Annotated in this window: 19 protein-coding genes; 3 read left to right on the forward strand and 16 right to left on the reverse strand. The window is 40.9% G+C overall.

Annotation, left to right across the window (positions count from 1 at the left end):
* Positions 1-97: 97 nt before the first annotated feature.
* The 6 genes from AAHB12_RS18790 to AAHB12_RS18815 are packed head-to-tail and all read right to left on the reverse strand — an operon-like array spanning position 98 to position 5,931.
* Complete coding sequence (locus AAHB12_RS18790; RefSeq protein WP_342046459.1) at positions 98-865, reverse strand: SDR family oxidoreductase; 768 nt, start codon at positions 863-865, stop codon at positions 98-100.
* 12 nt (positions 866-877) lie between these two features.
* Complete coding sequence (locus AAHB12_RS18795; protein ID WP_342046460.1) at positions 878-1,891, reverse strand: ABC transporter substrate-binding protein; 1,014 nt, start codon at positions 1,889-1,891, stop codon at positions 878-880.
* Positions 1,888-2,643 carry an ABC transporter permease gene (locus tag AAHB12_RS18800; RefSeq protein WP_342046461.1) on the reverse strand — a complete coding sequence of 252 codons (756 nt, stop codon included), beginning with the start codon at positions 2,641-2,643 and terminating at the stop codon, positions 1,888-1,890. The genes AAHB12_RS18795 and AAHB12_RS18800 overlap by 4 nt, the downstream gene beginning before the upstream one ends.
* On the reverse strand, positions 2,640-3,386 hold the full coding sequence (locus AAHB12_RS18805; RefSeq protein ID WP_342046463.1) for an ABC transporter ATP-binding protein: 747 nt from the start codon (positions 3,384-3,386) through the stop codon (positions 2,640-2,642). The genes AAHB12_RS18800 and AAHB12_RS18805 overlap by 4 nt, the downstream gene beginning before the upstream one ends.
* 11 nt (positions 3,387-3,397) lie before the next feature.
* Positions 3,398-4,846 (reverse strand): acyl-CoA reductase, encoded by a 1,449-nt coding sequence (locus AAHB12_RS18810; RefSeq protein WP_342046464.1) that lies wholly within the window; start codon positions 4,844-4,846, stop codon positions 3,398-3,400.
* Entirely contained in the window at positions 4,843-5,931 is a 1,089-nt protein-coding gene (locus AAHB12_RS18815; protein WP_342046466.1) for a LuxE/PaaK family acyltransferase, read from the reverse strand. Before AAHB12_RS18815 ends, AAHB12_RS18810 begins: the two co-directional genes overlap by 4 nt.
* Positions 5,932-6,291: 360 nt before the next feature.
* Between AAHB12_RS18815 and AAHB12_RS31885 the strand changes: the two genes are divergently transcribed.
* Positions 6,292-6,492 carry a hypothetical protein gene (locus AAHB12_RS31885; protein WP_446715588.1) on the forward strand — a complete coding sequence of 67 codons (201 nt, stop codon included), beginning with the start codon at positions 6,292-6,294 and terminating at the stop codon, positions 6,490-6,492.
* 136 nt (positions 6,493-6,628) lie between these two features.
* On the opposite strand, the gene AAHB12_RS18820 is transcribed toward AAHB12_RS31885, so the two are convergent.
* Together AAHB12_RS18820 and AAHB12_RS18825 are read right to left on the reverse strand one after the other, a co-directional pair.
* Positions 6,629-6,907, reverse strand: a complete 279-nt coding sequence (locus tag AAHB12_RS18820; RefSeq protein ID WP_342046467.1) for a helix-turn-helix domain-containing protein — start codon at positions 6,905-6,907, stop codon at positions 6,629-6,631.
* The gene (locus AAHB12_RS18825) at positions 6,817-7,263 is read right to left on the reverse strand and encodes an HRDC domain-containing protein (RefSeq protein WP_342046469.1); all 447 of its coding nucleotides are present in this window, start codon (positions 7,261-7,263) and stop codon (positions 6,817-6,819) included. Before AAHB12_RS18825 ends, AAHB12_RS18820 begins: the two co-directional genes overlap by 91 nt.
* Positions 7,264-7,602: 339 nt before the next feature.
* Here AAHB12_RS18825 and AAHB12_RS18830 point away from each other — a divergent pair, with 339 nt between their 5' ends.
* On the forward strand, positions 7,603-7,878 hold the full coding sequence (locus AAHB12_RS18830) for a hypothetical protein (protein ID WP_129726355.1): 276 nt from the start codon (positions 7,603-7,605) through the stop codon (positions 7,876-7,878).
* A 235-nt stretch (positions 7,879-8,113) separates the two neighbouring features.
* On the opposite strand, the gene AAHB12_RS18835 is transcribed toward AAHB12_RS18830, so the two are convergent.
* From AAHB12_RS18835 to AAHB12_RS18865, 7 genes are all read right to left on the reverse strand, one after another.
* The gene (locus AAHB12_RS18835; RefSeq protein ID WP_342046471.1) at positions 8,114-9,190 is read right to left on the reverse strand and encodes an XdhC family protein; all 1,077 of its coding nucleotides are present in this window, start codon (positions 9,188-9,190) and stop codon (positions 8,114-8,116) included.
* A gap of 74 nt (positions 9,191-9,264) precedes the next feature.
* Positions 9,265-9,738, reverse strand: a complete 474-nt coding sequence (locus AAHB12_RS18840; protein WP_205650879.1) for a (2Fe-2S)-binding protein — start codon at positions 9,736-9,738, stop codon at positions 9,265-9,267.
* Entirely contained in the window at positions 9,729-10,574 is an 846-nt protein-coding gene (locus tag AAHB12_RS18845; RefSeq protein WP_129726358.1) for an FAD binding domain-containing protein, read from the reverse strand. The genes AAHB12_RS18840 and AAHB12_RS18845 overlap by 10 nt, the downstream gene beginning before the upstream one ends.
* Positions 10,561-12,945, reverse strand: a complete 2,385-nt coding sequence (locus AAHB12_RS18850) for a xanthine dehydrogenase family protein molybdopterin-binding subunit (protein WP_342046475.1) — start codon at positions 12,943-12,945, stop codon at positions 10,561-10,563. Before AAHB12_RS18850 ends, AAHB12_RS18845 begins: the two co-directional genes overlap by 14 nt.
* Before the next feature lie 500 nt (positions 12,946-13,445).
* Positions 13,446-14,795, reverse strand: coding sequence for an FAD-binding oxidoreductase (locus tag AAHB12_RS18855; RefSeq protein ID WP_342046476.1), 1,350 nt, complete (start codon positions 14,793-14,795; stop codon positions 13,446-13,448).
* A gap of 390 nt (positions 14,796-15,185) precedes the next feature.
* The gene (gene recQ / locus AAHB12_RS18860) at positions 15,186-17,309 is read right to left on the reverse strand and encodes a DNA helicase RecQ (RefSeq protein ID WP_342046478.1); all 2,124 of its coding nucleotides are present in this window, start codon (positions 17,307-17,309) and stop codon (positions 15,186-15,188) included.
* A gap of 602 nt (positions 17,310-17,911) precedes the next feature.
* Positions 17,912-18,424 (reverse strand): GH32 C-terminal domain-containing protein, encoded by a 513-nt coding sequence (locus AAHB12_RS18865; RefSeq protein ID WP_342046526.1) that lies wholly within the window; start codon positions 18,422-18,424, stop codon positions 17,912-17,914.
* Here AAHB12_RS18865 and AAHB12_RS18870 point away from each other — a divergent pair.
* Complete coding sequence (locus AAHB12_RS18870) at positions 18,412-18,726, forward strand: helix-turn-helix transcriptional regulator (protein ID WP_342046479.1); 315 nt, start codon at positions 18,412-18,414, stop codon at positions 18,724-18,726. The two genes, AAHB12_RS18865 and AAHB12_RS18870, sit on opposite strands and share 13 nt — an antisense overlap.
* A gap of 266 nt (positions 18,727-18,992) precedes the next feature.
* Here AAHB12_RS18870 and AAHB12_RS18875 read toward each other — a convergent pair whose 3' ends face one another.
* Positions 18,993-21,023, reverse strand: a complete 2,031-nt coding sequence (locus tag AAHB12_RS18875) for a glycoside hydrolase family 97 protein (protein WP_342046480.1) — start codon at positions 21,021-21,023, stop codon at positions 18,993-18,995.
* Positions 21,024-21,485: the final 462 nt, after the last annotated feature.

Below are 21,485 nucleotides of genomic sequence, written 5' to 3' on the forward strand. Positions count from 1 at the left end.
ATAAAAAGAGGCATCATTAGACGGCCTCTTAAAAGCATTAATATTCACATTATATAAACCTAGCATATCAAACGCAGCAATACATTACTTGTACGGTCTACATCACAAAACCACCATCGACAATCAAGGTTTGTCCTGTTACAAACTGACTCCAATCTGAAGCTAAAAATAAAACAGGACCCGCTATATCCTCAGGAAGAGCAATTCTGCGGAGCGGAGTTTGAGCAATAATCATTTCCTTCATATCTTCCTTTGTAAACCTGCTTGCATCTGTTGGGTAAACAAGCCCCGGTGCTACACAGTTGACTCGAATACCAAAAGGTCCTAGTTCAGTTGCTAGATTGCGACTATATCCCATTAAGGCTGTTTTCGCCGTATTATATTCATGATAAGGGACAATCGGTCTTTCAACTAAATTACTAATGATATTGATAATACTTCCCTGACTTTGCTTTTTCATAGCAGGAAGAACTGCTTGACACATATAATGAGTAGAACGAAGCGCTCCATCGAGCTGGCTTTGGTAATCTTCCCATTTTAACTCCCAAAACATTTTACGATCATCAGGATTGAAAATATACGGTTTGAAAGCATTGTTTACCACAACATCAATTCTTCCCATTTCTAAGAGGACTTGCTCAATCATCCCTTGAACAGCCTGCTCAGATGTGACATCTGTCTGAAAAGCCCAAGCATCCCCTCCAAGCTCTATACAGGAGGAGACTACCTGTTCAGCAGCCTCCTTGTTTTGGAGATAATTCACAATGACAAAAGCCTTTTCCTTTGCAAAGGCCCGCGCAATAGCCGCGCCAATCCCTCGGCTAGCCCCTGTGATTAGGACCACTTTTCCTTGAAATTTCCCCATAGGATTCCTCCATTACTTTTTAGGAAGCAGCTCTTTCGTTACAACCTCTTCCATATTTAGCTTCTGTGTGATTAGGCCTAATGTTTGATACGTATCTGCACCTTGCTGAAGAATAGTTGTATCAAGTGCTCCTAATCCGTTTTTCTCTGTTAACTCCGATATAGTTGAAGCGTTACGAAGTTTAATCATTTCTAAGTTTTGTTTTTCATCTTTTCCATCAATTGCATACGTTTTCGCTAAAGAAGCAGCTTCTTCTGGATTTTTAATCATCCACTCTGCACTATTTTTATAGGATTCTAAAAACTTCTTTAACACGTCTTTCTTTTCTTCATAGGTTTTTTCTGTCACAACAAATACATCGCTCGGAATATTCAAGTGATCTTTTACATCAATCACATTTACTTCTCCTAAGCCCTTTTGTTTTGCAACTGCCAAACCTGTATCAGTTGCAGCTGTCGCATCTACTTGTCCTTGCATCAATGGTGCAAAGTTAGCAATACCTGTTTCGACAATCTTGACATCCTTTTCAGAAATACCTACTTGATTTAGCAATACAAGCAAGTTTTGGCGAGTACCACTTGATAAACTATATACGCCAATCGTTTTTCCCTTTAAATCTTCAGGCTTTGTAATATTACTTGTTTTCAGCGACACAATATTAAATACATTTTGGGGATAGATGTTGTAAATAACCTTTAATTTTTCCCCCTTATCCAAAGAAGAATATACAGAACCTGGATCTGTAAATGCAATGTCAGCCTGTCCGGAAAGAATATTCTTGATTGCATCTCCACCGCCGGCACCAGGAATCACTGTTACGTCTAAACCATTATCTGCAAAAAATCCTTTCTTCTTATCCACCAATAGATTCGTTTGCTCTGTTATTGGCTTACTCCAAATGGCTACCTTAAGGCTTTCTTTTTCAACTGTTTTTTTTGCTGCGTCTTTTTTCTCTTCTGCGCTGCAAGCTGAAATCAGCACGGTTACAAATAGTAGTACTACCGCTAATACATGTTTCATCTTCATTTTCTTTTCTCCCTTGTATATGGCTTTAGCCATCTTTTTTCCAATATAGCAACCAATTGGTATAAAAACATACCTATGATGGTTAACAAAAGTAACGATACAAACATTAAAGGAGTGTCCATCATTCCTTGTGATGCGATAATTAACGCTCCTAGCCCTTCACTGCCGCCAATGAATTCCCCGACAACCGCCCCTACTACTGCCAGTACTACAGCCACCCGAAGCCCTGCCAGTATACCGGGCATGCCAGCTGGGATTTTCAAATGAATTAAAGTTTGCCAACGGCTCGCTTTCAGCATTCGAAATAGCTCTTCCTTCTGCTTATCTACATATTGAATCGCTGTTACTGTATTCTCCAATAAAGGGAAAAAACAAATAAGAGCTGTAATGACAACTTTTGAAGTCATCCCAAATCCAAACCAAAGGATAAACAACGGGGCCAACGCAAGCTTTGGCACAGCTTGGCTAGCGATCACATATGGAAAAAGCAGTTTTCGTAAAAATGCTACTTCGCCCATTAAAATTCCAAAGAAAAATCCAAACAAGCTCCCACAAAATAGACCTAGTACAACCTCTAATGTCGTCCGAATGATATGAGGGAACAAATAGCCGCTCCGCATTCCATCTAGCATAGTAAAGAAGATAACAGAGGGTGCAGGTAATACCAGCTCTGACATATTTTTCGCTAACATTTCCCAAAGAGCAAGTAACACAAACAACAGGAGGAGAGAATATAGTCTTACATTTCTCATGGCTGCCCTCCACTCATCACTTGACGTATCTGTAAGCATAATTCGTTAAAGCCAGCATCATGTCTTGTTTTGAATGTACGTGGCTTTGTAAGATTTACATCTGATGCATAGATAATCTTCCCTTGTTCCATAACCGCAACACGGTCAGAAAGGTAGACCGCTTCTGAAATATCATGTGTAATAAATAGAACCGTTGTATTTTGAAGATTGCAAATTCGCAAAACATCATCCTGCAGCTCTTCTCGAGTGATGGCATCCAATGCTGCAAACGGTTCATCCAAAAATAGCATGGATGGTTTTTGAATCAAGGCTCTAGCTAATGCAACCCGGCTCTGTTGTCCACCAGATAACTGGAGAGGATAGCGTTCGAACTGCGAGGAAAGCCCTACTAGTTCCAGTAATTGAGCAGCATGCTCCCGGTCCGATAAAGTCACCTTTCGTCTAAGGGAGATAGGCAGCAATACATTATCTATTACCGTTTTCCACTCTAATAAGGTAGGAGATTGAAAAACAAATCCACATTCATGAGAAGGTTCTGTTACCTGCTTTCCTTGCAGCTGTATATTTCCTGTATCAGACTGGAGTAAGCCTGAAGCGAGCTTTAATAAAGTCGTCTTTCCACAGCCGCTTTTCCCTAGCAAACAATGAAACTCTCCTTTTTTCATTTCCCAATTTACCCTATCGATGATTACATTCTGTCCCTGATAGCTATAGGTTACATTATTGATTGTTAAAAAACTCATGTTGCTACCTCCTAATCAACATAAGGGGCAAATTGTTCACTATAATCCTCCGCAGAAGACTCAATGTCCACTATGTTCACTAAATCTAATAGATTAAATCGGCCATCATGGTGCCAAGCAGCCTCAGGTGAGGTCATGCTTCCCAAAGCAGTGATACGTGTAACTCCGCTTTTTCCTAACAATTCTGCCCATTGAAATAATTCCTTTGGGTTTGCAGCTACACCAACTGTCTGAAGAAAAGATCGATAAGGTGCAAGCAAAGGCAGAATGTCATCTATACTTTCAAATGAAATCACTTTAATGACTCGGTTCAGACAACTTGGTGCAAAGTCCAGTTCCTTTTCATAGACAACAGTCCAGTCATTTGTCTCATTCCCGAGTACTTCTTTATCAAGCTGGTTAAACATACTCATCTCTTCTTTTTGTCTCCATGAAGATAAGGACACTGATTCCTCCATAGAAAGATCCCGACGCGGATAACGCTTCTGGAAATTCTCCAATTCATTCGCCATATATCTAACAAATTCCCTTGGAGAAACATTTCCTCCCTCTTGTACATAGAAAATATGAGGTGAATAGCAGCCTTGCTGATCATACCGGATAACATCAAGAGCCGCTTGATGTACGGATTGCCATGCTTTTCTGGAATCAAGACTTAGTTTTGAAACGATCCCAAAGCTTATTTTGTGGCCAAAGGGCAAAAAACGAGTTGTTATCGGCATTCGCTGCTGTAAAGATTGCAACGAATCATTTCCGCCATACCCAACCACAACATCGGCTTGTTGGAATAAAGCCTCCTCACGTTCCTCATCTCCGCCTTTCCACCAAACAACGGCAAAACAGTCAGCTAATTTCGGTTCAACTTCAACGATTAAGTGAGCAAACCATCCTGCAAACAGCGGCTCTGCACTAGGTACCTTTCCGATATTTCCAGCTTTGACTAACAAACCTGAAATAAAGCTCCATAAAGGCAAAGCAGGAACATTTCCAGACCAAATATGAGTAATAAGATCAGGCCCGAAAGCTTTTGAAAACCCTCCTTTTACACGAGGCTGAAAATTATCAAGTAATAAAGGATTTCCTAAATCCTCTACTAAAAATCGTTGAAGTTCATGCTTTCGAAATGTTTTTAAGTAAGACGTGAGACCAAGACGAATAATTTCTTTGTCATAACCAGTTACGATTGGTAAAAATCGTTCAGCCATTTGGCGATACACGGTACCTCGATCAAGCAATCGTTCGATTACTTGATCAATAATGTTCACAATTTCCGTACTTGAATAGCATTTTAAAGTTTCAGCACTAGCCTGTTTCACTTTTTGAATGACTTTATTCATCTGTTCCGTCGTTAAAAGCGGAATTTCCACCGCTATTTCTTCATCCTTATTGCGATACTTTAAAACTTTATATTTAAACTCGTTTTCTCCGATATTCGGAAGGTAACCTGCCTGTACTCTCATTTTGAGTGCCCCTTAGCTGCATGCAAAAATTCCTCCACTGCAATAGAACAGCCCTTTGCCGCAGTTCCTTGCACCCTTCCTAATAGAAGAAAACCATTATCTACCTCTATTCCTACATCTTCAGTTAAGATGGTCGTCACAGAATTAAAATTGGCTAAATCACAATGTACAAGTACTCCGCGTTCTCCTTTTTGGACTGCCTCACCGGTCAACGGGTTAATCACCCTTGTCTGTATCCAATTAGGTCCGGACTTGACTGATGGCACTGTCTCATTTCCATCATCATAAAACTGTGTACTCAGTTCAGTCATGCCGTACATATTGATGCAATCCGCACGGTCTACTCCTAAAGCATCAGAAAGCAGCTTGTAAAAATCGTCTAGCTCCATTTCCTTAGATTGCTTTTTAAAACCACCCGTATCAAGAATTCTACTTCCTTTAGGCAAGGAAAATGTTTTACCAATACGTCCTAATTCCTCAAGCATATGAACAAAACTAAAGCTCGCTCCAATAAGAGCATATGGTTCTCCTGTTTCCTCGGCATGTCTGCATTCTTGTATGAAACGCTCAATATCCACTCCGTCATTGTTAATTAAATAATGGCTATCCTCTGTACCGAAGTGTTGTACAGCTAAGGATAAATAATGAGCCAAAGAGGAGTTAGGCATCTCTGTTGCTGTTGGAAAAAGAACACCGATACGAATTTTATTGAGCCCCTTCATGAATCTTTGCTGAAAGTTCTGAATCATCGACTGATCGTACACATGCAAAGTAGGATGATAGTGTTTTCCCCTTATCCCTTTCGTAGTACCACTTGTCATGAAGATAGCTTCGGCCTGCTCCGAATCTGTACAACTTAATGTCACATCTTTAAAGGCATTGATTGGAACTGCAGGAATATCTCGCCACGATTTGACCATTCTCGGTGTCTTACCCTTTTGCATACAGAACGAACGATAGGGTAAATTATATTGATACTGATATAAAAATAGCTGTAATGCTTGTTCATTAAAGTCATTCTCATCAGAGCTATCCCTTTGTATAAAACGCAGAACATGTTCCATGATTTCTTGTTGCTGTTCCATTGTCTCCAAACCCTTCTTCCTAATATAAAAAAATGCACTTTGCGTAAGCAAAGTGCATAAATATCCTCTTCATCACTTTTCCTACGCTGGCATTACCCAACAGGTTCAACGGTCTACGACAGATTAGCCGTACTCTCAGCCTGATACCACAGACTCCCGATATACAAATATAAGCTAAGGTTTATGTAAGCCTATTCAATCCAATACAAGATGTAATAAGGCACTAAGAAGCTGCCAACTCGACATATGAGAATTCTACTCTTTCTTTAACAAAAACGCAATAGATTAAGTTCTCTTCTTCAACTGAACTGCTCCGTTAACTGTCTATGAAGCAACTTGGGATAGTTTATTTATGCCGTAATTTATCTTCGTAAATCTAGGGCTGAAGATGGGATACAAGACCTTAAAAAACACAAAGAGTATCTAATAGGAATCGCGGTAAAACAAGGTTGGCAGTATGAGCTATATGAGGAAATAGACAGTTCCCAAGACCTGCTGAGATGTGAACTGCAAAGACTTAGAAAAAATCTCGTAAAAGGCGTTCGCGTTGTCGTCTCTTAATATTTGTTCCTATAACACAAGAAAACACCAGCAAGATTCGCTGGTGAAACATGGTTAATCTAAAAATTTAAAACTGGATCCTGACGAATGTTGTTTTCCCATGCTGGTTCCTACTAAATCTCCTACAACTCTAGGTTTACCTCATATTCATAGCCGACGCTGCCTTTACCAATGCAGCTTTAATCATAAAATAGCTGATGTCAGATGGCAGCTCATCTTTAATGGGCTTTAGCTTGTCCGTCCCTACACGCGATACGGCTTCTTGAATAAGCGACTCCTGCTCCGGTGTCAAAATATTCTCCCACGACACCGTCAGACCTTCCTCTAAACATTGTATAATATGATTTTCAATCGTAATCCGGGATAACTGACGCTCATCCGCAATCTCCTGCATACTTTTCCCCTGCTGGTACATCTCTCATATGTCGCCAAATGCGATGGCTGTTTCGCCGCCTTCTCTTTTTCCTTTGGCTGCTCCTGTACTTCCACAGCCGGAGCGTAGGACGGATTGCTTCCCAAATAGTCCGCGATAACCTGTAAAAAGCGCGCTCCATACCGTTCCTGTTTCGTTGCGCCAATTCCTTTTACGCCAAGCAGCGCTTCTTTTGTTTGCGGCAGCTTCGTGCACAAATCACGCAGTGTCTCGTCCGACACGATAACAAACGGCGGCACCTGCTCCTCAGCAGCAATTTCTTTACGCACTTGCCGCAATGCCGTAAACAGTGCATCATCAGCTACAACGCGCGTCACTACCATCGCTTCCTTGCGCATCACCCGCTCCTTGCTGACAAGCACTTCCCGCCATAGAGAATGAAACGAACAGGATCAATATGTAACAGTATGTTACATTTCATCAATGAATGTTTTGTTTCTATTAACTTTTTAAATACACCATACCTTCTTATTTTTTGTGAATATTTATATGACATATTTCTCGTATTGTTTGTAACAATCTACATTATTTTTTAAGTCCCTAAACAGAACAGCAACCCAAGGTTACTTAATTCTACATATTACCTTTAAAGTTTCTTCATCCAGCCCAATCAATTAATCGAATTTTGTATATATTGGATATACATCATGAAAAACTTTTAATTCAGGAGTGATGATATGGCTTCTAAAAGTAAGTTTGATGATTTTTTCTTTGGTCCTAAACATAAGAACAATGACATTCATAATAAGAATGAATACTCTAATGAACACATTCTGGAGTTACTTAATGGTCAAGGTAATCAACAAGATCGAAAAAGTAATAAGATTGGTCCTTCTCTTCTTCCTCCTATTCCAGTCGTATTGAACCCTGCTCCAAAACAGATCACTCCGATAGGAACTATTCCCATTTACCCAAGGAAATTTCCAACAATCTCACATGGTCCTGTGTTTTAAAGGAACATCTGCTTAAGGGCATCTAAAGACCTTCGAATGTCCCAAGTGCCCCCATTCTTTTGTACTTTTTGCTGTCACATAGCACTAAACAACTTACACCGCTTACGTCTTCATATTGACGTAGGCATTTTTGTTTATATACGTGTCATATTGCATGAACAATTGGCATGCTCAGAGAAGATATGTCCCTCACCTAAAGCTTATCTTGACAAGCGCAGGACAGAATGGAAACCATTTATTTGAAAAAAACATTGGTTTTCATCGAATTTTGCTTTCTAACCTGTATCAACTGTGCCATGATACTTATGCTAATTTCCTCTGGTCCTTCTGCACCTATATTTAGACCCACTGGGGAATATATTTTATTAAGCAGTTGTTTCGGAGGGAGTAAACGGTCTGTTCTCACCCTAGGGCCTAAGATTCCAATATAGCAGGGAGAAGGTTGTTCTGAAAGCAACTCTAGTATTTGTTTATCTCGAGAAAAATTATGGGTCATTATTAAGACATAACTATTTTCTCGAATCTTGTTTTTATTAAAAAACACTTCGGGATGCTCATTAATTATGGAGTCGGCTGATGGAAAGAAAGTTCGATTACACCTGCTGCTTCTTGGGTCAATTACTGTTGTCGAAAAATCAAAAGCTGAGGTTAGTTTAACAACAGGTTCCACATCTGGACCCGCACCAAAAATATATAGTGCATCCTTTGGTTCAAGTCGTTCGAAGATAAATTTACTTTCCATATCATGCATGAAGGTACACTGAAAATGTGTACCGGAAGATGCAAACTCTTCTAAATGGTCTACCATTCTTTGCAGGATGTCTGTATTTTCTGTCTGACCGATTTCCATTTGATCATCGGAACAAAAAAATGTAGTCCCTGGTTCTACTTTTCCTTCTATGCTTCTTGCTACAAAAACTGTTTTTCCATCGTCTAGAAGCCGCTCTATTCTGGGCAATACTGGTTGGCTGTGGTTAGGAGGTATATGGTTCCAGCCAAATGGTTCTAAGAGAATTTTAATTTGTCCATTACAGCCTGCTCCAGTGCCCCAAAGTATATCATTATCAGTGGACAAGTCATACTCAACAATCTTAGACTGTAAAGTGCCCATCACTTCTGCTGCATGATAGGATAAATCCTCTTCTAAACAGCCTGCACTTAAAGTACCGAAAAGACTGCCATCTTTTCCAAAGAACATCATGGCACCTTCATGCCGATAGGCTGATCCCAGCACTTGAATAACGGTTCCCCTAACGAAGTGATCATTATTTTGCGTGGTTAATATTTTTATATATCGGTAGAATTCTCTCATATAATCACCCGACGCCCCATACTTTTATCATAAAACATATTCTCATCTCAACATCCAGACATTAACACAAATATTTAGAAGAAGAAATTCTGCTCACGTGCCTTATTTAAAACTGATTTTACAGCTTCTTTAATCTCTTGGTAACTAGTACAACGGCAAATATTAGAGCTTAGCCATTCTTCTATGACCGCATCATTTGCATCAGGATGGTTATTCACGAGCGAATGTGCATTCATAATAAAGCCAGAAGTGCAATACCCGCACTGAAATGCCCATTTCTCCACAAAAGCATGCTGTATAGGAGCGTCGTGTAATCCTTCAATTGTAGTGAGTTTTTTCCCGCACGCATCCACTGCCAACATCATGCACGACTTGATAGGCAAACCATCTGCAAGCACTGTACAGGCACCGCAATCCCCGTTCTCACAGCCTCGCTTGGCGCCTGTTAAGTCAAGATTGCCTCTTAATGTATCTAACAACGTATCTGCCGCTCTAACAACCGTTTCCTGTTTTTCACCATTAATATGAAGAGTAAGTTTTATATCCACGTTCTCACCCCTTCTAAATAAGTCAACCCATCGAATAGCGTATTCCGAAGCACAAATAGACGATATTCCGAGGAACCACGTATATCGTCTATTACAGGGGCCGGGATACAACATAATGCTCTTTCAATCCGTTCTTCTAGGGGTAAATCAGTGTTATTTATCTCCTTCTCCATGGCAATAGAGCGAAATGGAAACTCACATAATCCACTCACCGCTAACCTAATAGAAGTGTTAGTTTTTAATAATGCTAGTGTAAGAAGTGGATAATCCACCCTTTCACTCTTTCTTTTTTTCACAATAAAAAATGGCAATGTCGTATATTGCACATCCGTTTTTACCTGGACAAGAAATTCACCTTTGTTTAAGTGCAGCCTTCCTTTAAAAATTTGTTGGACAGGTACATGACGAACCCCTTCATTACCCGCAATAACAAATGTACTATCAGTTAGTAATAATGGGAGTACAGCTTCGCGGTAGATGATGTCACTAGCAAGATTTCCTCCGAATGTAATTTGATTCCTAGATGTACGGTCTCCTATCACTGCAGCTGTTTCACCAAGAAAAGGAAATACCTTCGATTCCGCAAGGTCTGTCAAGGTAAGGGCTGCTCCAACAACTACAGAATTCCGCTTAACATCCAGGACATTACATTCAGGAATCCTCTTAACATCGATTACTGCCTTCGTAAAAATCTGATTGAGTCTCCCAAGAGTAAGGAGTTCCGTTCCACCCCCGTAATATAACGGATTTTTCCTTTCCTCCTCTAGCTTAACAAACAGCTGAACTGCCTCGGTTATAGTTGAAGGATCATAATAGTCAAAATTAAAGTGTAGCATTAGGTCCCCCCCATTCTTTTTCCTGTAATCTTGTTCTCCAAATATACTCTGGAGTAAGAGGGAGCTGACGGAGGGAAACATTTGCTGCCTTAGATAAACTATTCGCAACCGCTGCAGGCATACCCATAATACCGTGTTCACCAAGACCCCGTGAACCATACGGGGAACCTTTATGCGGATTTTCAATGAAATGTACAATATATTCGGGTTGCTCTCCAAAATGCATCACTTTGTACGATCGAAATTGGGTTGTTAATACTTTTCCTAGGTCGTCATACAGAAATCCTTCTCTCGTTGCAAAGCTTAATCCCATATTCATCGCACCCGTCACCTGCGTCTCGGCACCTTTGTAGTTCAAGATCTTTCCGGCATCAGCAACACTAATTGCACGTATTAACGTAAAGGTATTGTCCCTTGTGTCAAATTCAACTTCCACCGCTTGTGCCACCACTCCCCATTCAGGTCCCTGAATGCCCTTTCCCGTTTTAGGGTTCACCTCTGTCAGTCCAGGAATGATATAAGACCCTCTTCCAATAACTTGCGTCCCTGCAACAGTACCATCCGGAAATATATAGCCATACACAATCTCAGAAAAATCAATTGAAATATCTGGTTCTGTCCTTACAAATACTTTTTTGTTAGCGACCTCCAACTTATCTGGTGAACATTCCAATACAACTGATGCAGTTTCCTTTAATTGCCTTATTGCATCTTCTGCCGCTCGTAGCACTGCATTTCCAGCTAGATACGTAGTGCGGCTCGCTGCTGTCTCCCAACTTTCAGGATTCAACTGTGTATCTATTTCCATTTGAATAAACACATCATCAACGTTCATATTCAGTTTTTCTGCAACCATTTGCGTTAAAACTGTTTTTGTCCCTTGCCCTATTTCTACTGCTGCACTATTAATATTGACACTGCCGTCTGAGTTAAAGGTTATTATCGCACCCGCTCCAACGCCTGGTGGTGGATCTCCATTCTTCCATGCACAACTAATTCCTTTTGCCCGTATCTTTCGATCCGAAATTTTAATTCTTTGTCCCTCATCCCAGGCAATAAGCTCCTTAAGCTTCAATAGACACTCTTTGATATTACCAAGATTACTTCTTGTCAAAAGAACTTGGGTAGGAGATGTATCACCTGGTTGAACCGCATTTTTCAAACGAAATTCCAATGGACACATTCCCAATTTATCGGCTAATATATCAATTGCTCGTTCTACTGCAAATGCAGCCTCCGTACGTCCGAATCCCCGAAAATCCGTTACATAAGGATGATTTGTATACATACATAGTGAATCACACCATACATTCTCTATGGAGTAAGGCCCCGTACAATCAAAAGCTGCTGCCTTTGTAACAGGAACTGCCCTTTCTGCATAGGCACCTCCGTCAAATAAGAAAAAGAGCTTTATTGCTTGTAATTTCCCTTCCTTTGTACACCCTATTTTAACCTTTGCATGTAAACCAATATGGACAGCTGATGTAACAATGTCTTCTTCTCGGCTATTACGGATCTTTACCCTTCTTCCACCTACAGCCTTAGAAGCAACATAAGCAAATAGTTCTAATTGCACACTTGTTTTAGCACCAAAAGACCCGCCGACTAACGGAATATGAACGTGCACCTTTCCTTCATCTATATTAAACGTCTCACTTATTAGCTCTCTCATTTCGAACGGTTCTTGTGAGGCAGAGTCTATAATAACATCACCGGACTTCTTGATTTCTGCCTCGGCACATCTTGTCTCGATAGCTGTATGATCAGATTGTGGAAAAGAAAATACTTCTTCAACAAATACGTCAGAACGACCAAACCCTAATTCAATATTGCCCTTGCGAATCCCTTGCCGATTTGCGATATTAGTGCCAGGTATTGGTTGTATACCACCGGATGTCCCTGTGGTTTCCTGCTCCGGGTCAATTAGATATTGTTCTATATCTTCATGAACCAATGGCGCATCCTTCTGATACGCCTCCAAAGGTGAATTCACTACAGGAAGCATTTTATAAGTAACATGTATCAATGTGACGGCTTCAATGGCTATTGCTTCGGTATCTGCTATGACCATGGCGATTGGCTCTCCATAATATCGGACCTTTTCAAAGGCAAGCAACGGGCGATCCTTAATCGTAGTGCCAACCAATATCGGATAGTCTTCACCCGTTACAATCGCACGCACACCCGGTACCTTCCAAGCCTCCTCTGTTTCAATACTCTCTATACAGGCATGTGCATACACACTCGTTAACAGTTTTACATGCAATGTACCGATTTCCTGTTTATCATCAATATACTTTACTCTCCCGGAGACCTTATCCCAGCTTTCTTTCTTGGGAACACTTTTTCCAATAACACGATAGTGCTTCATACGTTCCCTCCTCTTCACACATCTATAAAATCGTATTAATTGAAGTATCTTTTTAGAACTGTGAACCCGTGATATGTAATGAAGTGAGAGAGAAGAGAAAAGGGCTGCTCACTCCAGATGCTTGTAGAGAAAAAATCCATCGATGCTTGAGTCAAAAGGAACATCCTTTTGTTAATGAAATAAATTAGCATATCATTTGCTGCACTGCTTAATTCTTTTCTCGTAACCCAACAGGAAAAAGGGAAAGTAGAAAAGGAAGACCCATCTCATTTGATGGGCATTATTTTCAAACTTGAATAAGGTATAAATTTCTATGTGAAATCGAATTTTACACATCAGGAAATTTTAGAGGTAAAGTGTAATTTCTAGCTGGCAGACAATTCGTCGTAGCGAGAAATTTTAGGCGTAAAGTATAAAGGCAACTACGCCTCTGTCTTCGCCCAAGGGAATGGCTCGCCAATCGATGAGTTTTCTTTATCCGCCAATTTTAAGGCTGGTCTTTAAATCCATTTCATAAAAGGAGGGATGCTTTGAGGGAATTCAAATAGATTAAATGGGTCATATGCTGTTTTCACTGCTCGAAGCCGTTTAAAATTTTCTCCATAGTATGCTGTTGGCCAATCTCTGATGAACCGATCTGGCCAATTCACATAGTCTCCAGTTGCATATCGCGATAAAGCACTCCTTAATTCTTCTATCCAGCAGATGTTTCGTCGTTTTTCTGCAAAATTGCTCCATGTAGCAAGGTACTCTTGGGCGATGATCGCATCCCTATAATAGAAAGCAGGTTCATTTGGAGCAAACCTCCCTACTTCTCCTCTAAGAGATTGGTGCCAAATGCTAGATTTTTCATTTGGAGCGTTTTCTAAAAATTGCTTCATCGTCAGGATCGCTTTCATCGGAAAAGGCTTATTAAGAAAAGAACCTGATTTCTTTCGATAGGCTGGCTGATTTCCGCTTGGATCGTCAAAGAACCGAACAGCTTCAATATATGGTACTTCCTGTACTAATACTTCTGTAGGGGAACCTGCGTCTATTAAAGGCTGGACAAGTTCCTTTAACATGGAAGACGGACCGACAAATTCACCTTGGGCGATAATTTGATTAGCTTCCTTTGACTTTAATTCAATTTCCGAAGTTAGGCGTCCATCCGTGTTAGGTGCCCAATTCTGCCATGCGTCAAATGCAACTTCGAAATCCTCCCACTCCCATATAATTGAGAATATGGATACCATAGAAATGGGGTGCACCTTGAATATAAGAGACGTTACAATTCCAAAATTCCCACCGCCACCGCCGCAGCAGGCCCAAAATAAATCACTGTTGTGATGCCTGTTTGCTCTAATCAGTTTAGCATCTCTATGTCCACTTGCTATTACCATTTCAACTTCAAGAAGATTATCACAAGTGAGTCCGAACAATCGCGATAACATCCCAATGCCCCCGCCGAGCGTAAGACCGACAAGCCCCACACTGCTTTCAGTTCCTGCAGGGATAGTCGTTCCGTATTCCCATAATCTATTATATACTTGCCCTAAATTAGCTCCAGCTTCTATTTTTGCTGTCATGTCTTCACAATTGATCATAACTTCATCCATTTCGCTGACATCAATTATAAGACCACCATTTACTAACGAAAAATTTTCATAGCTATGTCGACCGCTCCTCACTCGAAATGGTACATGATTTTCTCTCACCCACTTCAATGCGTTTAATACATCCCCTGTATCCTGACAAAATACAATGATTCTTGGGAATTTAGAGACGCTTAAATTATTATTTATTCTGGCCTGCTCATATTCAGCATCATCAGGTGTAACGATTCGCCCGGTAAGCTTTGTCTTTTCCAAAATATAACCCCTTTCTCAGATGATGTAGAAAGGGGTTATATGCTATGAAAAGTCTTTAGAAAAAGACACATTTTTATAGGAAAGGAATAAGGGTTGCAAAATTTCCTCAGGGCTCTTTTAACGAAGCGGCAGGATTCACTTTATATTACAACCTGTTGAGTTGCTTACCCTTCTTATCGAAGCTACGTTGTCATCGAGCTTCAACCTTAAGATTGCTTCACCAGTTGCCAATCGTGCTACCGAGCGTCTTGCACTTACTCGGGCTGGACTTTCACCGGCTAGCAGACCACAGCTTCGCTGGTCTCGCAAAGCAAAAAAACCGCTCCTTTTGAGCGGCTTTATAGTTCACGTAAAACTCTTTATTGGAAGTAAATCTTCTATGAACTGCCTTTAGATCGTTGACGCTGTCTTTACCAATGCAGCTTTAATCATAAAATAGCTAATGTCAGACGGCAGCTCATCTTTAATGGGCTTTAGCTTTTCCATCCCTACACGCAATGCCGCCTCTCGAATGAGTGCCTCCTGCTCCGGTGTCAAAATATTCTCCCATGACACCGCCATCCCTTCTTCCAAACATTGTACAATATGATTCTCAATCGTAGTACGGGATAACTGACGCTCAGCGGCAATCTCCTGAAGGCTTTTGCCCTGCTGATACATCTCATACGTTGCCAAATGCGATGGCTGTTTCGCCACCTGCTCTTTCGGTCGTTCCTGCACTTCCACAGCCGGAGCATAGGCTGGATTGCTTTCCAGATACTCCATGATGACCTGCAAAAAGCGTTCTCCATATCGTTCCTGCTTCGTCGCTCCAATTCCTTTTATGCCAAGCAACGCTTCTTTGGTTCGCGGCAGCTTTGCACACAAATCACGCAGCGTCTCGTCCGACACAATAACAAACGGCGGCACTCTCTCCTCAGCAGCAATTTCTTTACGTACTTGCCGCAGTGCTATAAACAGTGCATCATCGGATACGACACGCGTCACCGCCATTGCCTCTTTGCGCATCACGCGTTCCTTCCCAACAAGCACCTCTCGCCCCCGATTTGTCACATACAGCACCGGATACTGCCCGCCGGCCGTTCCTGCGTATTGCTCCGAAACAAGAAAGTCAATAAAATCCGTAATATCCTTTGCACTTTTATGCTTCAACAGTCCGTAGGTAGACAGCTTATTGAGCCGCAGTTCCTGCAGCTTTTTATTCAATGATCCGCCCAGTACCTGACTGATCATTGTCTTACCGAAACGCTCCCCCGCGCGGATAATGCACGACAGTACCATTTGCGCCTCCGTTGTCACATCGACTGCTGTCCGCTGGTCGGTGCAATTGCCGCAGCGACCGCACGGGCCGGTCGGCTCCTCGCCGAAATACTGCAGGATAAATGACTGCAGGCAGCCCTCCGTATAGCAATAATCCTTTACCTGAAGCAGCTTATGCAGCTCCTGATTTTTCAAAGTCTCTTCTGCCTGCGACTGCTCCACCAAATAACGCTGCAATTGAACGTCCTGCGCCGCGTAAAACAGCACACACTCGCTGTCTAGTCCATCACGCCCGGCACGGCCGGCTTCCTGATAGTAGCTTTCCATATTCTTGGGTAATTGATAATGTATTACAAAACGCACATTACTTTTATTGATACCCATTCCGAAGGCATTCGTCGCTACCATTACGGTTACGTCATCCTGCAAAAAGAGATCCTGCTGCCTCTCCCGCTCGCTGTCGCTCATGCCTGCATGGTATTTGGCTGCAGCAATACCCTGCTTTTTCAGATGCTCCTGCAATTGATCCACATCTTTTCGGGTAGCCGCATATACAATACCGGCCTCTCCCCTGTTCTGTTTGACGTACTGCATGACATAAGTCAGCCTGTCCTGCCCCTTTACAACCTTAAAGGCCAAGTTCGGCCGTCCGAATCCCGTTACAATCGTGTTGTAAATTGGAATATCAAGTAAAAAGCAAATATCTTCTTTTACCTGGGGTGTCGCCGTCGCAGTCAGCGCCAGCATGACCGGGCTGCCGGGAATATACTCTATCATTTCTTTAATGCGCAAATAGCTCGGCCGGAAATCATGACCCCACTGCGAAATACAGTGTGCTTCATCCACAGCCACTAGGGACACAGGCATATCCTGCAGTAAATCCAAAAACTGCGGTGCATCCATCCGCTCCGGTGCTATGTACAAGATTTTGTATGCCCCCTGGCGCAAGCCCCTTAATCGTTCACGTACCTCAGCTGCACTGAGTGTACTGTTGAGGAAGGTCGCTGGAATGCCGACTCTCTCCAAACTGTCCACTTGGTCTTTCATTAAAGAGATAAGCGGTGAAATGACGATGGTAATGCCAGGAAGAAGAAGCGCGGGGATTTGATAACAGATGGATTTTCCGCCGCCTGTCGGCATAATACCGGCAGTGTTATTGCCTGCGAGCACGCTTTGGATGATTTGCTCCTGACCTGGACGGAAATTGTCATAGCCGAAGTATTGTTTTAGATATTGTTTTGCTTGAGTGAGCATAGGGTTCCTCCTTTCGTTTTTACAGATTCTATTATAGCATTTTGGGAGAATTTGCAGCTTCTTACGAGTCCTCTTTTCATAGAAACTTCGTGTAATGCACTAAAAGTATAAGCAACCATCACTAGCACAGCTGAGAAGTTGATAGGTTGGAGGAATAATTAGAAATAATGAACTACAAGCAACACGGCGAGATTCTATAGCTCATTACAAAAAACTGCCCATTGCGAGACATGAAACAACCTTCTCTCTTAGCTGGAGGAAGTAAGACGTCAAGGTATTTGTGGATACATGTAAGCAGATAAAGGTGCCTTGCAGTATAGAACGATCCCGCTCAGGGAGGGGTGCTCATGTCTAGATTTTCTTTTCAGAGAATATATCATACCAGTTACAATCACCAGGAAACTATGGCTGACTATCAAGATTTTATTACAGAGTGGTTTTAATATCTGTAGCAAAGCTAAATATGGCGGCCTTATACAAGACCGCCGATACTTACCATTCCCATACGAATTCTTTTAACCTATCTAAGTGTTATTGATTGACACTCCTATGATTTTTAAATTTAGGAGCTTGAGTATTTAAATAAAAATTATGCTTCTTATTTACTTGTAGACCGTAGCCTTTAGCTTCTCGTTTGAATCTTTTAGCTTCCAATAATCCAATTCAATAGCACTTTTCCCATTGATGGTTTCAATAAATAGATAATTTTGATCATCATTTGGAAATATTCGACTGGAAGCAACATTTTCTCCATCATTAATAAAGACTTCAATCGAGCTTTGATCCACAAAAATTTGCAACTTTATTTCATCACCAATATTTTCTGCAATTCTTCGTGTATTTCCATACTCTGTAGCAAATTTGGCTCCTGATTGACTTCTGTCGATAACAACCTCACTCTTATTCCTATCAATACGAATTAATGTTTTAGCTTCATTTTTTTGATCTGCCCGAATACCAAAACTTAATTCGGTTGAGTCATTCATTTCTAAAGTTACTTCTAATTCAAACACAGCCCCTGTTTTAAGCATAAAGCCCTCATCAGAAGTGAGTATCTTTTGAAACTTTTTATGGTCATATCTTAATTGTTTTAGTTCTTTGATTGGCCGCTGAATTAATTTTCCTTCTTTTTATTCGAAATAATTATGAAACAGATATACAAATTTCGGAACTTGCAGATTCTTTAGCAATTGACCGTACCTATTTACATCGATTATTTAAACAAGAGTTAGGTATGAGCCCTAAAGATTACTTAACAGAAGTGCGAATTCGGAAAGCTAAAGAGCTGCTGACAAATACCGATTATCCTATAAATACGATTGCTCAGTCAGTTGGATATGAAGATCCTCAACAATTTTCAAAGGTATTTAAGCAGAATACTAACCTTACTCCTTCTAGCTTTAGACGAAATTTCTAGAAAAAAATATGCTGTTGCTTGGGTAGGTTTAATTTAAACCTACCCATTTTATTTAACTTATAGTTGTCTTTCCTAGGAGTACAAGTATTAATTTAATTATAAAAAAGAGCAAGAGAAAAGCCCTTACGATAGAATAAGCGAGATGAGTATAATTTGAAATGAACAACAAGAAAAAATGAATTACATCCTAAGTACGGGTTCACCAAAGGCAGTATGTGTGCAAAGCTCAGAGGTTGGTCCATTATAAGATTACAGTTAAGTCTATATTAGGATGGATATTGGGAAGTAAGATTTACTTCATGCTCAAAAGCTGGCCGGATACGCATCGCTTGCCCGCCTCCATTAGCCAGCCTCAATTGTAGTATCGTGTTATGATCAACAAGTACCCTATCGATCGCAAGAGACAATGGATGATATACCCAATCCGCATTGACGCCATCTGCATAGATTTCAGCTACGTATTTCTTGTACGGGTCAAGGAAAGAGAAAGAGATATCAAACATGCGTCCATTTTCATTCGTGATGCTTCCTAAGTACCAATCATCACTATTTCTATCCTTCCTGGCAATCGTAATATATTCCCCAATTTCACCGTTTAAAACCTTCGTGTCTTGCCAGTCAACCGGTACATCTAAAAGGAATTGAAGGGCTGGAAGGTTCTTCTCATAATTTTCAGGCAAATCAGCCAGCATTTGCAGCGGGCTGTACAAAACAACATACAGGGCAAGCTCTTTAGCTAAAGTACTTTTCACCCTGTTTTTCGGTCTATATTCCTCGAAAAATAAATCTACAATTCCTGGTGTATAATCAAAGGGACCTGCGAGCATTCGGGTATACGGGAGGATGGTCGTGTGCTCTGGCGGGTTTCCCCCCTCCTCACTCCATGCATTATATTCCTGTCCCCGTGCCCCTTCACGAGTCATCATGTTCGGATAAGTACGCCTTTCTCCAGTATCTTTAATAGGCTCATGTACATCTAACATAATCTGATATCGAGCTGCTGTATCTACCACTTTCCTGTAATGATTCACCATGTACTGTCCATGATGCCATTCTAAACCTATAACATTACCTTGAGCATCATAACGTTTGATGGCTGGGTCATGACCTACATAGCCTGTTTTTACTGCATGAATTCCTAATTTTTTATAAAACGCAAAAGCCGCTTCCATTTGCTCTTCATAATTTTTAATCGCAGAAGAAGTCTCATGATGGCCAATGATTTTTACTCCTTTTTTTGCCGCATAGGAAGCCACTTCTTGTATGTCAAAGTCTTCGTACGGAATTGTAAACTTAAATTGTTCTCCATGTTCTCCCCAATCCCCGTCCCAGCCTTGGTTCCACCCCTCAAATAACACCATCGGAATTCCGTATTTAGCAGCAAAATCAATATATCTCTTAGCATTTTCGGTAGTTACCCCATGTTTAGGTCCAGAACCCCAAGTATACTTTCCAAGATGCATTCCCCACCAAATACCAATATACTTGCCAGGCTTTATCCATGAAACATCGCCTAATTGATTAGATTCATTAAGATTTAAAATTAAATAGTTTGTAATTAAGTCCCCTGGATTCTCTGCAATTTGGATCGTGCGCCAAGGTGTTTGAAAAGGGGTAGATCCTTTCACTTTAACACCGTCCGACCAAGGAAAAAGATCCGCCTTAAGCTTATTAGAATGTAAGGGCATTAATGCCATGGAAGAATAATTTTTCAAGTCCGCCTCGTGAATACTTAAGTAAACTCCGTTAGTTGCTTTCATAGTAAGTGGTGTATGCACAGCACGAAAAGACTTGGCAATAGAACTGAGAGGCGTTTTATGATAAAGATATTCATAACGTTCTTTTTGGTATGCCGGAATCCACCAAGCAGTATGATCACCTGTTAGCGAAAACTCAGTTTCCTCATCCATGATTTCAAAATCAGATACATGCTCTTGTGCTGGTAATTCATAACGAAAGCCGAGTCCATCATTGTATACACGGAAAACGATTGTCATTTTACGATGGGCGGCGGCAGCTTCCTCAAGATCAATTCTCAATTCGTTATACTGATTCCGAATTTCTTTTACTTCCCCCCAAGGCTGGGTCCAAGTTTGGTCAAAACTATCATACCTGCTGCTGACGATAAAAAAGTTCTGATTAAGCGGTGCCTCCTTTTTGAAAATAAAACCGAGTTTTGAGGCAGCCAAGATGTCTTTATCAAAATATCTAACAGCATAATAAGGTACTCCGTTCTTTAACATAAAGGTGACATGAACTCTGCCATCTGGTGAAGAAATATAAAAATCCCTATCCATAATTGCGTTCTTCCTTATCTTCGGAACTGTAGATCGTTTTGAAGGGTAATTGCCACTTTGATGTCTTGAAAAAGGAACAGGTATTTTAAGTGGTTGACCAGGGAATAGAATTGGAGATATCAACCCATTTATCACCATAATGTTATTAATAGAGCAGTTAAAATTCCTGGCTATTGAATCTAAAGTATCTCCGGGTGTAACACAATACATTATCATATAAAAGTTCTCCATGTCTCACCTCACACTAACACTTTAACTACTTTACTAATATATGCACGGGACTTGAATCCATTGTTACATCGAGGAAAGCTACCATCTCAATAACCAAGTAGAGAAAAATGTCAGCATCTGTTAGGGTGATAGGTAAAAAGCAACCTGGAAAATCCGACTTTCGACCACGACAAAAGTCCATACGGCGTAAGAACTTACCGTATGGACTGCTCAGTTTCTATAGTTACTGCC

It is taken from the genome of Bacillus sp. OTU530, from assembly GCF_038440375.1.

Excerpts from the sequence above, each read along its gene's own strand:
- AAHB12_RS18810 (WP_342046464.1), bottom strand. The coding sequence starts at position 4,846 with ATGAGAGTACAGGCAGGTTACCTTCCGAATATCGGAGAAAACGAGTTT.
- AAHB12_RS18795 (WP_342046460.1), bottom strand. The coding sequence starts at position 1,891 with ATGAAGATGAAACATGTATTAGCGGTAGTACTACTATTTGTAACCGTG.
- AAHB12_RS18845 (WP_129726358.1), bottom strand. The coding sequence starts at position 10,574 with ATGCTACACTTTAATTTTGACTATTATGATCCTTCAACTATAACCGAG.
- AAHB12_RS18790 (WP_342046459.1), bottom strand. The coding sequence starts at position 865 with ATGGGGAAATTTCAAGGAAAAGTGGTCCTAATCACAGGGGCTAGCCGA.
- recQ (WP_342046478.1), bottom strand. The coding sequence starts at position 17,309 with ATGCTCACTCAAGCAAAACAATATCTAAAACAATACTTCGGCTATGAC.
- AAHB12_RS18815 (WP_342046466.1), bottom strand. The coding sequence starts at position 5,931 with ATGGAACAGCAACAAGAAATCATGGAACATGTTCTGCGTTTTATACAA.
- AAHB12_RS18800 (WP_342046461.1), bottom strand. The coding sequence starts at position 2,643 with ATGAGAAATGTAAGACTATATTCTCTCCTCCTGTTGTTTGTGTTACTT.
- AAHB12_RS18875 (WP_342046480.1), bottom strand. The coding sequence starts at position 21,023 with ATGGATAGGGATTTTTATATTTCTTCACCAGATGGCAGAGTTCATGTC.
- AAHB12_RS18825 (WP_342046469.1), bottom strand. The coding sequence starts at position 7,263 with ATGCGCAAGGAAGCGATGGTAGTGACGCGCGTTGTAGCTGATGATGCA.
- AAHB12_RS18850 (WP_342046475.1), bottom strand. The coding sequence starts at position 12,945 with ATGAAGCACTATCGTGTTATTGGAAAAAGTGTTCCCAAGAAAGAAAGC.
- AAHB12_RS18835 (WP_342046471.1), bottom strand. The coding sequence starts at position 9,190 with ATGAGAGAATTCTACCGATATATAAAAATATTAACCACGCAAAATAAT.
- AAHB12_RS18830 (WP_129726355.1), top strand. The coding sequence starts at position 7,603 with ATGGCTTCTAAAAGTAAGTTTGATGATTTTTTCTTTGGTCCTAAACAT.
- AAHB12_RS18820 (WP_342046467.1), bottom strand. The coding sequence starts at position 6,907 with ATGTACCAGCAGGGGAAAAGTATGCAGGAGATTGCGGATGAGCGTCAG.
- AAHB12_RS18805 (WP_342046463.1), bottom strand. The coding sequence starts at position 3,386 with ATGAGTTTTTTAACAATCAATAATGTAACCTATAGCTATCAGGGACAG.